The sequence below is a fragment of the Serratia grimesii genome, assembly GCF_900186025.1.
Taxonomy (GTDB): domain Bacteria; phylum Pseudomonadota; class Gammaproteobacteria; order Enterobacterales; family Enterobacteriaceae; genus Serratia; species Serratia grimesii.
In genome coordinates, this window is the sequence record NZ_LT883155.1 from 1810120 (window position 1) to 1824656 (window position 14537).

11 protein-coding genes are annotated in these 14537 nt (G+C 52.4%); 10 read left to right on the top strand and 1 reads right to left on the bottom strand.

Annotated elements, in window-relative coordinates; translation table 11 throughout:
* Positions 1 to 33 precede the first annotated feature (33 nt).
* The 4 genes from SGBXF1_RS08410 (at position 34) to SGBXF1_RS08425 (ending at position 3522) form a co-directional block, all read left to right on the top strand.
* A complete protein-coding gene (locus tag SGBXF1_RS08410; protein WP_186428161.1) occupies positions 34 to 1260 on the top strand; it encodes a winged helix-turn-helix domain-containing protein in 1227 nt (408 codons plus the stop codon).
* Positions 1261 to 1549: 289 nt separating this feature from the next.
* A complete protein-coding gene (locus tag SGBXF1_RS08415; protein ID WP_006320791.1) occupies positions 1550 to 1732 on the top strand; it encodes a Trm112 family protein in 183 nt (60 codons plus the stop codon).
* The gene (gene kdsB, locus SGBXF1_RS08420) at positions 1729 to 2478 is read left to right on the top strand and encodes a 3-deoxy-manno-octulosonate cytidylyltransferase (RefSeq protein ID WP_037421962.1); all 750 of its coding nucleotides are present in this window, start codon (positions 1729 to 1731) and stop codon (positions 2476 to 2478) included. The genes SGBXF1_RS08415 and kdsB overlap by 4 nt, the downstream gene beginning before the upstream one ends.
* Positions 2479 to 2625: 147 nt before the next feature.
* Positions 2626 to 3522, top strand: coding sequence for a YcbJ family phosphotransferase (locus SGBXF1_RS08425; protein ID WP_037421965.1), 897 nt, complete (start codon positions 2626 to 2628; stop codon positions 3520 to 3522).
* A 6-nt stretch (positions 3523 to 3528) separates the two neighbouring features.
* On the opposite strand, the gene elyC is transcribed toward SGBXF1_RS08425, so the two are convergent.
* Complete coding sequence (elyC, locus tag SGBXF1_RS08430; RefSeq protein ID WP_186428480.1) at positions 3529 to 4302, bottom strand: envelope biogenesis factor ElyC; 774 nt, start codon at positions 4300 to 4302, stop codon at positions 3529 to 3531.
* 151 nt (positions 4303 to 4453) lie between these two features.
* On the opposite strand from elyC, the gene cmoM reads away from it, so the two are divergent.
* The 6 genes from cmoM to mepK all read left to right on the top strand — a co-directional run bounded on the left by cmoM (position 4454) and on the right by mepK (position 14513).
* Positions 4454 to 5239 carry a tRNA uridine 5-oxyacetic acid(34) methyltransferase CmoM gene (cmoM, locus tag SGBXF1_RS08435; protein ID WP_037421971.1) on the top strand — a complete coding sequence of 262 codons (786 nt, stop codon included), beginning with the start codon at positions 4454 to 4456 and terminating at the stop codon, positions 5237 to 5239.
* Positions 5236 to 6558, top strand: a complete 1323-nt coding sequence (mukF, locus tag SGBXF1_RS08440; protein WP_037421974.1) for a chromosome partition protein MukF — start codon at positions 5236 to 5238, stop codon at positions 6556 to 6558. The genes cmoM and mukF overlap by 4 nt, the downstream gene beginning before the upstream one ends.
* A complete protein-coding gene (gene mukE / locus SGBXF1_RS08445) occupies positions 6539 to 7267 on the top strand; it encodes a chromosome partition protein MukE (RefSeq protein WP_037421977.1) in 729 nt (242 codons plus the stop codon). Before mukF ends, mukE begins: the two co-directional genes overlap by 20 nt.
* Positions 7264 to 11712: a chromosome partition protein MukB gene (gene mukB / locus SGBXF1_RS08450; protein ID WP_186428162.1), complete on the top strand. Its 4449-nt coding sequence runs from the start codon at positions 7264 to 7266 to the stop codon at positions 11710 to 11712. Before mukE ends, mukB begins: the two co-directional genes overlap by 4 nt.
* A 223-nt stretch (positions 11713 to 11935) precedes the next feature.
* On the top strand, positions 11936 to 13783 hold the full coding sequence (gene ldtD, locus SGBXF1_RS08455) for a L,D-transpeptidase (RefSeq protein WP_186428163.1): 1848 nt from the start codon (positions 11936 to 11938) through the stop codon (positions 13781 to 13783).
* Between the two features lie 181 nt (positions 13784 to 13964).
* Positions 13965 to 14513 carry a peptidoglycan L,D-endopeptidase MepK gene (gene mepK / locus SGBXF1_RS08460; protein ID WP_037421985.1) on the top strand — a complete coding sequence of 183 codons (549 nt, stop codon included), beginning with the start codon at positions 13965 to 13967 and terminating at the stop codon, positions 14511 to 14513.
* Positions 14514 to 14537: the final 24 nt, after the last annotated feature.

A 14537-nucleotide genomic window follows, 5' to 3' on the forward strand; every position in this document is an offset into this window, starting at 1 on the left:
TCAAACGATTGTTTAATCGTTTCGGATTTCAGGATGCTTACCCCTGTTATTTCTCTGACTGCCGCCCGCGCACTCCATCTTGCTGCACAAGGGCTGTTATCCCCAATGAAACGCAAAGCCAAACCCGATGATGTGGTTGTCGCTATTGGGCGTATGGGGCTCCTGCAAATCGATACCATCAGCGTGGTCGCACGTAGCCCTTATCTTGTACTGTTCAGTCGCCTGGGTGACTACCAGCCAGAGTGGTTGGAGCAGGCCCTGGCGGGCCGTCGATTGTTTGAGTATTGGGCACATGAAGCCTGTTTTTTACCCATTGAAGACTTTGGCCTGTTGCGTCATCGCATGTTGCAGCCGCAGGGGATGGGATGGAAGTACTCTGAAGAATGGATGCAAGAGCACCAGTCGGCAATTGCGTCGCTGTTAGAACATATTAAAGTCGGTGGTCCGGTTCGTTCGGCGGATTTCAGCGCTGAGAAAAAAGGGAATAGTGGCTGGTGGGATTGGAAACCGGAAAAACGTCATCTTGAAATTTTATTCACCGCCGGTAAGTTGATGGTCGCTGAACGACGTAACTTTCACCGTGTCTACGATTTAACGGAAAGGTTATTGCCGCACTGGGATGATAGCCGACACACTCTACCCATCGAGCATGCGCGGCATGAGATGCTCAGTCGCACCTGCCGTTTCCTGGGGCTCTTCAAGGCCGAATGGTTGGCAGATTACTACCGTTTGAAACGTGTTGCTCCAAAAGCACTGCTGGCGTCATTACAACAAAAGGGCGAGGTGTTACCTGTATTGATCGACGGCTTGGACGGCGAGTTTTACGTGCACCATTCACTGTCGCAGGAACTACAACTGGCAGTACAAGGAACGTTAAAATCCAGTGTGACCACCTTACTTTCCCCATTCGATCCCGTGGTCTGGGATCGCCGTCGTGCGCTGGAACTGTTCAATTTTGACTATCGACTAGAATGCTATACGCCAAAAGAAAAACGGCAATATGGCTACTTCACGCTGCCGGTATTGCAGCGGGGTGAGTTGATTGGTCGTATTGATGCAAAAATGCATCGTCGGCACGGTGTTTTTGAAATTATCAGTTTCCATCCGCAGGCCAAGGTTCGTTTTGGTAAACAGCGTGTGCAGGATATTCGCCAGGCGATAACGCGCAGTGCGAAATGGCATGGGGCGACGCAGGTTACTTTGGGCAATATTCCGGCGCAACTGGCCGCTGAGTGGGGAGAGGGCTGGGTGGTGGAATAACGAACGGCACTATGGGCGTGGGTAAAACGAATTCCAGCACCGCTCGTTACAATGGGTTGCCTCAGTTGCTAAAGTTGGCAAACAGGGCGATGATCTTATGAATACGTTTGATCATGATAAATTTATTTTTGTGATTCAAGTCACAAAATTCTACGCTTGCGTTGAAGGCAATTCAATCCCCTTTTCAGATTAAAAGTGCCGTGGTAAACAGCCGATGATTAACCTGGCGCATAGCGTTATGCTATCCTCATCCACTTTCCGTAAGTTAGATCTCCACCCTGGAGGAAGCATGGACCACCGTTTACTCGAAATCGTTGCCTGCCCGGTCTGCAACGGTAAGCTCTATTTCAATAAAGAAAACCAGGAATTGGTGTGTAAAGTGGATGGCCTGGCCTATCCGCTGCGCGATGGTATTCCCGTCTTGCTGGAAAATGAAGCGCGGGCGCTGTCATTGGATGAGAAACACGCATGAGTTTTATCGCTATTATTCCAGCCCGTTATGCATCAACCCGTTTGCCGGGTAAGCCGTTAGCTGATATTCACGGTAAGCCAATGGTGGTGCATGTCATGGAGCGCGCACGTGAGTCAGGTGCTAGCCGCGTGATTGTTGCGACAGATCACCCAGCGGTGGCTGACGCAGTGAAAGCGGCAGGCGGTGAAGTCTGTATGACCCGGGCCGATCATAATTCCGGCACCGAACGTCTCGCGGAGGTGATCGAGCACTATGGTTTTAGCGATGACGAAATCATTGTTAACGTCCAGGGTGACGAGCCACTGATCCCACCGGTCATAGTACGTCAGGTGGCTGAAAACCTGGCGGGAAGCCAAGCGGGTATGGCGACCCTTGCGGTACCCATCGACAGTGCAGAAGAAGCGTTTAACCCCAATGCGGTCAAGGTCGTAATGGATGCTCAGGGTTATGCACTTTATTTTTCGCGTGCCACTATTCCTTGGGATCGTGAGCGTTTTGCGCAATCCAAAGAAAGCATCGGTGACAGCCTGTTACGCCATATCGGTATTTACGCTTATCGTGCCGGGTTTGTGCGCCGCTATGTCACTTGGGCGCCCAGCCAACTTGAGCAAATAGAGTTGCTGGAACAGTTGCGGGTGCTTTGGTATGGTGAAAAAATCCACGTAGCGGTTGCCAAAGCAATGCCGACAGTGGGTGTTGATACGCCGGAAGATCTGCAGCGAGTGCGCGACAGCATCAAAGGCTGAGCATTGAACGTCGGCGCGTCACGCAGCGCGTCGGCGACATGATTTCCCTTCTCAATATCCCCATTTTGTTGATCTGCGTTGAAGAATTTTTCTGCTCACCGTTCGATGATGTCAGCGTCTCTTCTTTTCCTCTTGAGGCCATTTTTTATGGAGCAGTTACGCGCCGAACTGAGTATTGTGCTGGGTGAGCCGATCAGCCGGCTGGAACGCGTTAGCGAACAGCCTTATGCACACATGTATTCGCTGTATGACCAACAAGGTCATGCGATCCCGCTGATGGCGAAAAGCTTTGTCTGTCAGGGTATCGCCCAGCAAGAATCTTACAAGTTGTCGATGCTGTCGCGAGAAGGGGATATTCGCCTGCCCGCAGTGTATGGCGTGGTCTATACCCATCAATCGCCCTATAAAGAAATTTTGTTGATCGAACGGTTACGTGGTGTGTCCGCAGAAGCACCGACGCGTACGCCGAACCGCTGGAATTCGCTTATGGAACAGATTGTCGATGGTGTGCTGGCCTGGCACCGTATCGACAGTCATGGTTGCGTCGGTACAGTTGACAGTACCCAGGAAAATGATTGGTTTTGTTGGTATCAACAGCGGATCGAGGTGTTGTGGTCGACGGTCGGCAACCTCAACTCGCCGCAGTTAACCATGGCCGACCGCCGTTTGTTGTACCGTACACGCGAAGCGCTGACCCATTTCTTTGTCGGATTTGACGATCCCTGCGTGCTGGTGCATGGCAACTTGTCGTTGCGCAGCATGCTGAAAGATCCGAAAAGTGACCAGCTGTTGGCAATGCTGAATCCAGGAATGATGCTGTGGGCGCCACGTGAATATGAATTATTCCGCCTGTGTGAAGCGGGGATGCCAAGTCAGCTCTTGTTCTATTATTTGCAACGGGCACCCGTTGCGGAGTCCTTCCTGGCGCGGCGTTGGTTGTATGTGGTGTGGGAGGCGGTTGGGCGGTTGATCCATACCGGCAAGCTTGAGCGACAACCCTTTGATTATGCCTCAAAACAGCTGTTGCCCTGGCTTGCCGGTTAAGGCCAGTTAGTCGACAGAAACTTCATCGGCTCCTTTCAGCCACTGCCAGAGGCTGCCCAGTGTCTCATACCAGGCGCGCTCGCTGTGGCTAAGGAACATTGCCGACGGCACTACGCGATCCCAAATATTCAAACGCGAGCTGATGGCCAACTGATTGGCTGGTGCTGGGATTGGGTGAAGTCCCTTTGCTTCAAAGAAACGCATGGCCCTTGGCAAATGGTTAGCCGACGTCACCAAAATAAACGGCTGCTGGCCAACCAGTTTTGATACCTGTGATGCTTCCTGCTCTGTATCCATTGGGCGATCCAACAATACAATGTCACTGTTCGGTACACCCAGACTCTCCGCGACGCGCGCTGCTGTCGCCGCATTGCTCAAAGTATGCGGACCACCGGCTCCGGTGAACACCATTTTCGCCCCAGGGTGCGTGAGATATAAGCGCACGCCTTCTGTTACCCTTGGCAAGCTGTTGCCGATCAGATTAGAGCTGGGTGCCCAGTCCGGATTAAAGGTATAGCCACCCCCCAGTACCACGATATAGTTTACCGGGTCAGTGCCGCGATAGGTGACATACTCTGATTCTATTGGCCGTAATAGTCTATCGGCCACGGGTTGCAGGCTGAAAAGCAACAAAAACAGCCAGCTCAGCGTCAAAATGACCTTGCCGCTTTTTTGCCAACGGGTGAACCAGAGCAGTAACAGCGCCAGTCCCATGAGTAGCAGCAGCGCAGGTAACGGCATTAAAATGGCGCCAATGAACTTTTTCAGGTTAAACAGCATCAAAAATCAGGTCCTTTTGGGCGAAAAAACGACATCTGGGCACAATCAGGCCGCAAGAAGATTCATTCTAAGCCAGTCTGTGCCAAAATAGCAGGTTTGAATGGGCTGGCACTTTGCCCCCAAAAGAATAAGATCAGCGGAGCCGTTGTCCATGCAGGATCGCAATTTTGACGATATTGCTGAAAAGTTTGCGCGTAATATTTACGGCACCACCAAAGGGAAAATCCGCCAGGCCGTTGTCTGGCAGGATCTGACCACGCTGCTGGCCCAGTTGCCGCAGCGGCCGCTGCGCATTCTGGATGCCGGCGGTGGCGAAGGCCATATGGCCTGCCAACTGGCAGAATTAGGACATCAGGTGTTGTTGTGCGATCTTTCTGGTGAGATGATCCAACGCGCCGCGTCGCTGGCTGAGCAGAAAGGTGTGAGCCAGAACATGCAATTCATACAAAGTTCTGCGCAGGATATTGGTCAACACTTGGAACAGCCGGTTGATCTGATATTGTTTCATGCGGTGCTTGAATGGATCGCTGAACCTGAAGCAGCTTTACAGGCGTTGTCTGACTGTCTGTTGCCGGGTGGTGCACTGTCATTGATGTTCTTTAATGCTAATGGCCTCTTGATGCGTAACGTGGTGTTGGGTAATTTCCAACTGGTGAACCCAGAGGTCAGAAGACGCAGAAAGCGTTCGTTGTCGCCACAGTATCCGCATAGCCCGCCACAGGTATATGGCTGGCTGGAACAGTTGGGCATGCGTATCAGCGGGAAAACCGGGGTGCGGGTGTTCCACGATTATCTGCAAAGTAGGCAGCTTCAGACACAAAAATTTGAAGAGTTATTGGCGCTTGAACAGCACTATTGCCGGCAGGAGCCGTACGTGAGTTTGGGGCGCTATATTCACGTCATGGCGCATAAACCAAACCTGAAGGACGAACTATGAGTGAATTTTCCCAGACAGTACCCGAACTGGTCGCCTGGGCACGGAAAAATGATTTCTCTATTTCGCTCCCTACGGAGCGTCTTGCGTTTTTGCTCGCTATTGCCACATTAAATGGCGAGCGACTGGACGGCGAGATGAGCGAAGGTGAGCTGGTTGATGCATTTCGCCATGTCAGCAAAGGTTTCGAACAGACGCATGAAACGGTAGCGGTCCGCGCCAACAATGCGATTAACGACATGGTGCGCCAGCGCCTGTTAAACCGTTTTACCAGCGAACTGGCGGACGGCAATGCGATTTACCGTCTGACACCGCTGGGCATAGGTATTACTGATTACTATATCCGTCAGCGCGAATTCTCTACGTTGCGTTTGTCGATGCAGTTATCGATCGTCGCGCAGGAACTGAAACGTGCCGCTGATGCGGCCGAAGAGGGTGGCGATGATTTCCACTGGCACCGCAACGTGTTTGCACCGTTGAAATATTCAGTGGCGGAAATATTCGACAGCATCGACATGACCCAACGGGTGATGGATGAGCAACAGCAAGGCGTGAAGGAAGATATCGCTGCATTGCTGAATCAGGATTGGCGCGCAGCGATCTCCAGCTGTGAAATGCTACTATCCGAGACCTCGGGCACCTTACGTGAACTGCAAGATACGCTGGAAGCGGCTGGCGACAAGCTGCAAGCCAACCTGCTGCGTATTCAGGATGCAACGTTGGGTGGGGTAGAGTTGGGCTTTGTCGACAAACTGGTGTTTGATCTGCAAAGCAAGCTCGACCGTATTATCAGCTGGGGCCAACAGGCAATTGATCTGTGGATTGGCTACGACCGTCACGTGCATAAATTTATCCGTACCGCTATCGATATGGATAAAAATCGTGTGTTCGCACAGCGCCTGCGTCAGTCGGTGCAAAATTATTTCGATAATCCATGGACACTGACCCATGCCAACGCCGACCGCCTGCTGGATATGCGTGACGAAGAACTGGCTTTGCGCAGTGAGGAAGTGACGGGTGAATTGCCTCCAGACCTGGAGTTCGAAGAGTTCAGCGAAATCCGCGAACAGCTGGCGTTGATGATCGAACAAGCATTGAAGATTTATCAGGAACAACAGATGCCGCTCAATTTAGGGGCGGTAATGCGCGATTATCTGGCGCAATATCCGCGTGCTCGTCACTTCGACGTGGCACGTTTAGTGGTCGACCAGGCAGTGCGCCTTGGTGTGGCTGAAGCAGATTTTTCAGGGTTGCCGGCTCAATGGCAGGCAATCAATGATTACGGAGCCAAGGTCCAGGCCCATGTCATCGACAAATATTGAACAAGTAATGCCAGTTAAGCTGGCCAAGGCATTGTCTAACGCGCTTTTCCCGGCGCTGGACAGCCAATTGCGTGCGGGTCGTCACATCGGTATCGATGAACTGGACAACCACGCTTTCTTAATGGATTTCCAGGATGAACTGGAAGAGTTTTATGCCCGCTACAGCGTGGAATTGATCCGTGCGCCGGAAGGATTCTTCTACCTGCGTCCACGTTCTACGACGTTGATTCCGCGTTCAGTATTATCTGAGCTGGATATGATGGTGGGGAAAATCCTGTGTTATCTCTATCTCAGCCCGGAACGTCTGGCGCATGAAGGGATTTTCAGCCATCAGGAGTTGTACGACGAGCTTTTAAGCCTGGCTGACGAAACCAAATTGCTGAAATTCGTTAACCAACGCTCCACGGGGTCGGATCTCGATCGCCAAAAGCTGCACGAAAAAGTGCGTACGTCACTGAACCGCCTGCGTCGTCTGGGCATGATCTATTTTATGGGCAACGACAGCAGCAAGTTCCGCATCACTGAGGCAGTGTTCCGCTTTGGCGCTGACGTGCGTAGTGGTGATGATCCGCGTGAAGCACAGTTGCGTATGATTCGTGACGGCGAAGCTATGCCGGTTGAAAACAGCCTGTCGTTGAATGATGAAAGCGATGCTGAAGACTCGCAGCTTGATAACACTCCGGACAGTGCAGAGGATGAACAGGAATGATTGAACGCGGTAAATTTCGCTCGCTGACGCTGGTCAACTGGAACGGTTTTTTCGCCCGCACCTTTGATCTCGATGAGTTGGTGACCACGCTGTCTGGCGGTAACGGGGCAGGGAAATCCACCACCATGGCGGCTTTCGTCACTGCGTTGATTCCTGATTTAACGCTGTTGCACTTCCGTAATACCACCGAAGCTGGTGCTACCAGTGGTTCCCGAGACAAGGGCTTGCACGGTAAGTTGCGCGCAGGGGTGTGTTATTCGACGCTTGATGTGATCAACTCGCGCCATCAGCGAGTGGTCGTTGGCGTGCGTCTTCAGCAGGTGGCGGGGCGTGATCGCAAGGTTGATATCAAGCCGTTTACCATCCAGGGCCTGCCAACGGCGGTACAGCCAACGGAGCTTCTGACTCAAACGGTTGGCGAACGTCAGGCACGTGTGCTGACGTTGCAGGAACTGAAAGATCGCGTTGAAGAGATGGAGGGTGTGCAGTTCAAGCAGTTCAACTCCATCACCGACTATCACTCATTAATGTTCGATTTGGGCGTGATCCCGAAACGCTTGCGCTCATCGTCTGATCGCAGCAAGTTTTATCGCCTGATCGAAGCTTCATTGTATGGCGGTATTTCCAGCGCCATCACCCGCTCGTTGCGTGACTATTTGTTGCCGGAAAACAGCGGGGTGCGTAAAGCATTCCAGGACATGGAAGCGGCGTTGCGTGAAAACCGCATGACGCTGGAAGCTATCCGCGTTACCCAGACTGATCGTGACCTGTTCAAACACCTGATTTCCGAAGCCACATCCTATGTGGCGGCTGACTATATGCGTCATGCCAATGAACGCCGCATTCATTTGGACGGCGCGTTGGCTCTGCGCAGCGATCTGCTGGGCAGCCGTAAGCAGTTGGCAGCGGAGCAATATCGCCATGTGGAAATGGCACGTGAACTGGCGGAACAGAGCGGCGCGGAATCTGATCTGGAAACCGATTACCAGGCTGCCAGCGATCACCTGAATCTGGTGCAAACGGCGATGCGTCAGCAGGAAAAGATCGAGCGTTATGAAGGCGATCTGGAAGAGCTGACCTACCGACTGGAAGAACAGAATGAAGTGGTTGCGGAAGCCAGCGAGCAGCAGGCTGAAAATGAAGCGCGCGCTGAGGCGGCTGAACTGGAAGTGGATGAGCTGAAAAGCCAACTCGCCGACTACCAGCAGGCACTTGACGTGCAGCAGACCCGTGCCATTCAGTATCAACAGGCGTTGCAGGCGCTGGAGCGTGCTCGTGCACTGTGCCAATTACCGGAACTGACTGCTGAAAATGCTGAAGAGTGGCTGGATACTTTCCAGGCACGTGAGCAGGAAGCGACGGAAGCGTTGCTGATGCTTGAACAGAAGCTGAGTGTGGCCGACGCCGCGCATGGTCAGTTTGAACAAGCCTATCAGCTGGTAGGCAAAATCGCCGGCCAGGTTAGTCGTAGCGAAGCCTGGCAGTGCGCGCGCGAATTGCTGCGCGATTGGCCATCACAACAACACCTGGCCGAGCGTGTGCAGCCGTTGCGTATGCGTCTGAGTGAGCTGGAACAACGTTTACGTTCTCAACAAGACGCCGAGCGTCTGTTGCAAGAGTTCTGCAAACGTCATGGCCAACAGTATCAACCGGACGATCTCGATGCATTGCAGCAAGAGCTGGAAGAGCGTCTTGAATCCTTGTCGCAAAGCGTCAGTGACGCTGGCGAACGCCGGATGGAAATGCGCCAGGAACTGGAGCAAATTCAACAGCGCATTCGTGAACTGACGGCCCGAGCTCCTATTTGGTTGGCAGCGCAGGACTCACTGAGTCAACTTAGTGAGCAAAGTGGTGAAGCGCTTGAAAGCAGCCAGCAAGTCACCGAGTACATGCAGCAGTTGTTGGAGCGGGAACGTGAAACCACGGTAGAGCGTGACGAAGTAGCTGCAGCCAAACGTGCTGTTGAGGCGCAGATCGAACGTCTCAGCCAGCCAGGCGGTGCCGAAGATCAGCGTCTGGTCACGTTGGCCGAGCGTTTTGGCGGCGTACTGCTCTCTGAAATTTATGACGATGTCACCATCGATGATGCGCCGTATTTCTCTGCACTGTACGGCCCGTCACGTCACGCCATTGTGGTACCAGATCTGTCACTGGTACGTGAGATGTTGGAAGGGTTGGAAGACTGCCCGGAAGATCTCTATCTGATCGAAGGGGATCCGCAGTCATTTGATGACAGCGTATTTGCCGTCGAAGAGCAAGACAGGGCGGTATTGGTGAAAACCGCTGAGCGCCAGTGGCGTTACTCGCGTTATCCGGACGTGCCGTTGTTTGGCCGCGCCGCACGTGAGAACCGCCTGGAAGTGCTGCATGCCGAACGGGAAAAACTGGCGGAGCGTTACGCGACGTTGTCCTTCGACGTGCAGAAGACTCAGCGTTCACATCAGGCCTTCAGCCGTTTCATTGGTACCCATCTGGCTGTGGCATTTGACGCTGATCCAGAAGCGGAAATCCGTGGCCTTACGACACGCCGTGGTGAAATCGAGCGTGCTCTGAACAACCATGAAGCACAGAATCAGCAACAACGTCAGCAATATGATCAGGCGAAAGAGGGTATCTCTGCGCTGAATCGTCTGATGCCGCTGGTTTCATTGTTAAACGATGAAACCTTGCAGGATCGCGTGGAAGAAATCCGTGAAGAACTGGAAGAGGCGCAGGATGCTGCACGTCATATCCAACAGCATGGTGTTTCACTGACTAAGCTGGAGCCATTGTTATCGGTGCTGCAGAGCGATCCGCAGCAGCATGAACAGTTGCAACAGGATTACACTCAGGCGCAGAGCGTGCAGCGTCAGGCCAAACAACAGGCGTTTGCGCTGACTGAAGTGGTACAGCGTCGTGCACACTTCAGCTATACCGATTCTGCCGGCATGCAAAATGCCAACAACGATTTGAATGACAAGCTGCGCCAACGTTTGGAGCACGCGGAAGCGGAACGTACCCGCGCCCGTGAACAGTTGCGTCAGTATCAGACTCAATTTACCCAGTACAGCCAGGTGTTAGCGTCGCTTAAAAGCTCGTATGACGCTAAGCGCGATATGCTGAAAGAGTTGAGCCAAGAGCTGGTGGACATTGGCGTGCAGGCGGATGCCAATGCCGAAGCACGTGCGCGTGCGCGTCGTGATGAATTACATGCCGGCTTGAGCAACAACCGTGCGCGCCGTAATCAGCTGGAAAAACAGCTGACCTTCTGCGAAGCGGAAATGGACAGCTTTCAGAAGATGCTGCGTAAGCTTGAGCGTGATTATTATCAGCTGCGTGAGCAGGTTGTCACTGCCAAAGCGGGCTGGTGTGCGGTCATGCGGATGGTGAAAGACAACGGGGTTGAACGGCGTCTGCATCGTCGTGAACTGGCCTATATGGACGGTGACGAGTTGCGTTCTATGTCGGATAAGGCGCTCGGTGCGTTGCGTCTGGCGGTGTCGGATAACGAACACCTGCGTGATGTACTGCGTCTGTCTGAAGATCCTAAGCGCCCAGAACGCAAGATTCAGTTCTATATTGCGGTGTATCAGCATCTGCGTGAGCGTATCCGTCAGGATATCATCCGCACGGACGACCCGGTTGAAGCCATCGAACAGATGGAGATTGAACTGGGCCGCCTGACCGAAGAATTGACGGCACGTGAGCAGAAGCTGGCGATCAGTTCCAAGAGCGTGGCGAACATCATTCGCAAAACTATCCAGCGTGAACAGAACCGTATCCGCATGCTCAACCAGGGCTTGCAGGCGGTTTCCTTCGGGCAGGTGAAGAGCGTTCGACTGAACGTCAACGTGCGTGAAGCTCATGCGACGCTGTTGGATGTACTTTCTGAACAGCAGGAACAACATCAGGATCTGTTTAACAGTAACCGCCTGACCTTCTCTGAGGCATTGGCCAAACTCTACCAGCGTCTGAATCCGCAGATTGATATGGGGCAACGCACGCCGCAAACTATTGGCGAAGAGTTGCTGGATTACCGTAACTATCTGGAACTGGAAGTAGAAGTCTTCCGTGGCTCCGATGGTTGGTTGCGTGCAGAGAGTGGTGCGCTGTCGACCGGGGAAGCGATCGGGACCGGGATGTCGATTCTGGTGATGGTTGTACAAAGCTGGGAAGAAGAATCCCGTCGCCTGCGCGGTAAAGATATTTCCCCATGTCGCCTGCTGTTCCTCGACGAAGCAGCACGACTGGATGCCAAATCCATCGCGACGTTGTTTGAGTTGTGTGATCGTCTGGAAATGCAGTTGATCATCGCAGCACCTGAAAACATCAGCCCGGAAAAAGGCACAACGTATAAGTTGGTGCGTAAGGTGTTCCAGAACCATGAACACGTACATGTCGTGGGGCTACGCGGTTTCGCCAACGAACCACCTGCGTTAGGTGTGACTGCGGCAGAAACGCCGTAAACGCAGAAAAGCCCACTAATAATCTGAAAATAGCCGCCTTGGGGTGGCTATTTTTTTGTGCGCATGGATGATGGTCCTGCTTTTTTATCCGTTTAAAACCGGGTAGCTTAATGAAATAACAGTTATTCATAAGTGCCCAAGGGCAAAATGGCTTTTCTGTTCGTATACTGAAACTAATAAGCTGTCTTGGTTGTATTTTTTGTGAGCATACAGGGGGCAATGGATGTTGCTTAGAAATGGAAACACGGTACGGCGTCTGGCGCTGAGTTGCGCAATTGCATGTGGTCTTACGTCGTCGTTACCCGTATGGGCAACCGTTCCTGCCTTTCCGGTAGCGTCATCTGGCATGTCAGTTGCGCAAAGTCGTTCGGAATTACTCGCTGCCTTGCCTAAAGGCATTACGCCACATTATCTTTCAACGCTTGCTCCTCTGTACGCAGCGAACCGGATGCAATTAATGTGGCAGGATCGCGAAGCGGTTCAGCAGTTTCAGCAACAACTGGCCGAATTGGCGATGTCTGGCGTGCAGCCACAATTTACCCAATGGGTAAAACAGCTGACTGATCCAGCCATTACCGATGTGGGACGAGATGTCGTACTGTCTGATGCGATGCTGGGTTATTTGCAGTTCGTGTCATCTATTGGTGCTAATGGCAATAGCTGGTTATACAGCAATATTCCGTACAAACTCGGTTTACCGCCCAATACGGTGATTAATCAATGGCAACTGGCGGTGCGTCAGGGCAAGACTCTGGCGTATGTCACCTCGCTGGCGCCGCAGCACCCGCAATACGCCAAGATGCATCAGGCATTACGCGATATGCTGGCCGACAATCGCCCATGGCCGCAGATGGCGAATGGTCCGAGCCTGCGCCCTGATCAACTGAGCAATGATATTCCTGCCCTGCGTGAGATTTTAACGCGCAACGGCATGCTAACCGCGATAGCCACTACTGCGCCGGATGAAACACAGGACCCGCCTGCGGTATTAACGGGTTCGCGTAATGAACCCGATGACGGTGGCCTATCTGTCGATGAAGAAAAAAATCGCGAGGCCAAGAGTGCTGTTGTCAGTCCGGCGGCTGCGCCGGTCAAAGATATCGTACCATCACCACAATCCCCGTTTACGCAGCAGTCTGAAAGCCCAGTGACGGTCACTGATAATCGCTATACCAACGATCTGGTTGAGGGTGTTAAACGCTTCCAGAAATGGCAAGGGTTGAGTGCTGATGGCGTGATTGGCCCACGTACGCGTGAATGGCTAAACGTTACGCCACGAATGCGTGCCTCACTGTTGGCGCTGAATATCCAACGTTTACGCATTCTTCCCGGCCATGTTGGCACCGGGATCATGGTGAATATACCTAACTACTCATTGACGTATTATCAGAACGGCAATGAAGTGCTTTCTTCGCGAGTGATTGTCGGCAGGCCAAGCCGTAAGACGCCATTGATGAACAGTGCGCTGAATAATGTGGTGGTTAACCCGCCGTGGAACGTGCCGACTACGCTGGTGCGTGAGGACATTGTGCCGAAGGCAATGCGTGATGGAAGCTACTTCCAAAAACACGGTTATACCGTGCTTTCCGGTTGGAGCAACGATGCTGAAGTGATTAACCCAGCGATGATTGACTGGAACATGGTTTCTGCCCGGAACTTCCCGTATCGGATTCGTCAGGCGCCAGGTGCCACCAACTCGTTGGGTCGCTTCAAATTCAACATGCCGAGTTCGGATGCCATCTACTTGCACGATACGCCTAACCATAACCTGTTCCAGAAAGACATTCGCGCTTTGAGCTCCGGCTGTGTGCGTGTCAATAAGGCATCGGATTTGGCAAACATGCTGTTACAGGATGCGGGTTGGAATAACACGCGAGTGTCGTCCACCTTGAAAGAGGGGAATACTACCTACGTGAATATCCGCCAGCATATTCCGGTTAAATTGTATTATTTAACCGCCTGGGTTTCTGATGATGGAAAACCACAATTCCGCACAGATATTTACAATTATGATGATACGGTGAGATCGGGTGCACAAATTTTGGCTCAGGCCGAAAAATTAATGCAATAAATGCAGTAATTATAAATAAATAACGGTCAGAATATCGGGCCATGATGCAGGCACCTATTCCTTGGGTGCCTGCAAACCGCGGGACATCACGGGTTGACTCAGCTTGTGTAGGCGGTTATGGTTCGGGCAGTGCGCTGTTTTGTGCATATATTTTGATATTCTTGCCGGGTTTAACAGAAACATGGACAAAATTGATCATCATCGCCGTAAATGGCTGGCGTTAGGTAGCGCTGCCATGGGCATAGCGCTGCTCCCAGGGCAAGCCTTTGCCAGTCTTTCTACTTCGCGCCCGCGTATTTTGGTTGTAAATAACATGCATACGGGCGAATCACTGAAGGCCGAATTCTTCGACGGGAAGGGATATAATAAAGACGAATTAGTTCGTCTTAATCATCTTTTCCGTGATTATCGTGCCAATAAGGTTAAGTCGATCGATCCCCGCTTGTTTGATCATCTCTATCGCTTGCAAGGTCTGTTGGGTACTAACAAGCCGGTACAGCTGGTATCAGGTTATCGTTCTCTGGATACCAATAATGAACTGCGTGAGCGCAGTCGCGGTGTGGCTAAGCATAGCTACCACACTAAGGGCCAGGCGATGGACTTCCATATCGAAGGCATCCAATTGAGTAATATCCGTAAAGCGGCGTTAAAAATGAGCGCCGGTGGTGTAGGATATTACCCACGTAGCAACTTTGTACACATCGATACCGGCCCGGTGCGGACCTGGTAATCGTTGTGCACCATAAGTGAGTAG

What these genes read in the sequence shown, in the direction of transcription:
- SGBXF1_RS08410 (WP_186428161.1), top strand. Translation starts at nt 34, where the DNA reads ATGCTTACCCCTGTTATTTCTCTGACTGCCGCCCGCGCACTCCATCTT.
- SGBXF1_RS08415 (WP_006320791.1), top strand. Translation starts at nt 1,550, where the DNA reads ATGGACCACCGTTTACTCGAAATCGTTGCCTGCCCGGTCTGCAACGGT.
- kdsB (WP_037421962.1), top strand. Translation starts at nt 1,729, where the DNA reads ATGAGTTTTATCGCTATTATTCCAGCCCGTTATGCATCAACCCGTTTG.
- SGBXF1_RS08425 (WP_037421965.1), top strand. Translation starts at nt 2,626, where the DNA reads ATGGAGCAGTTACGCGCCGAACTGAGTATTGTGCTGGGTGAGCCGATC.
- elyC (WP_186428480.1), bottom strand. Translation starts at nt 4,302, where the DNA reads ATGCTGTTTAACCTGAAAAAGTTCATTGGCGCCATTTTAATGCCGTTA.
- cmoM (WP_037421971.1), top strand. Translation starts at nt 4,454, where the DNA reads ATGCAGGATCGCAATTTTGACGATATTGCTGAAAAGTTTGCGCGTAAT.
- mukF (WP_037421974.1), top strand. Translation starts at nt 5,236, where the DNA reads ATGAGTGAATTTTCCCAGACAGTACCCGAACTGGTCGCCTGGGCACGG.
- mukE (WP_037421977.1), top strand. Translation starts at nt 6,539, where the DNA reads ATGTCATCGACAAATATTGAACAAGTAATGCCAGTTAAGCTGGCCAAG.
- mukB (WP_186428162.1), top strand. Translation starts at nt 7,264, where the DNA reads ATGATTGAACGCGGTAAATTTCGCTCGCTGACGCTGGTCAACTGGAAC.
- ldtD (WP_186428163.1), top strand. Translation starts at nt 11,936, where the DNA reads ATGTTGCTTAGAAATGGAAACACGGTACGGCGTCTGGCGCTGAGTTGC.
- mepK (WP_037421985.1), top strand. Translation starts at nt 13,965, where the DNA reads ATGGACAAAATTGATCATCATCGCCGTAAATGGCTGGCGTTAGGTAGC.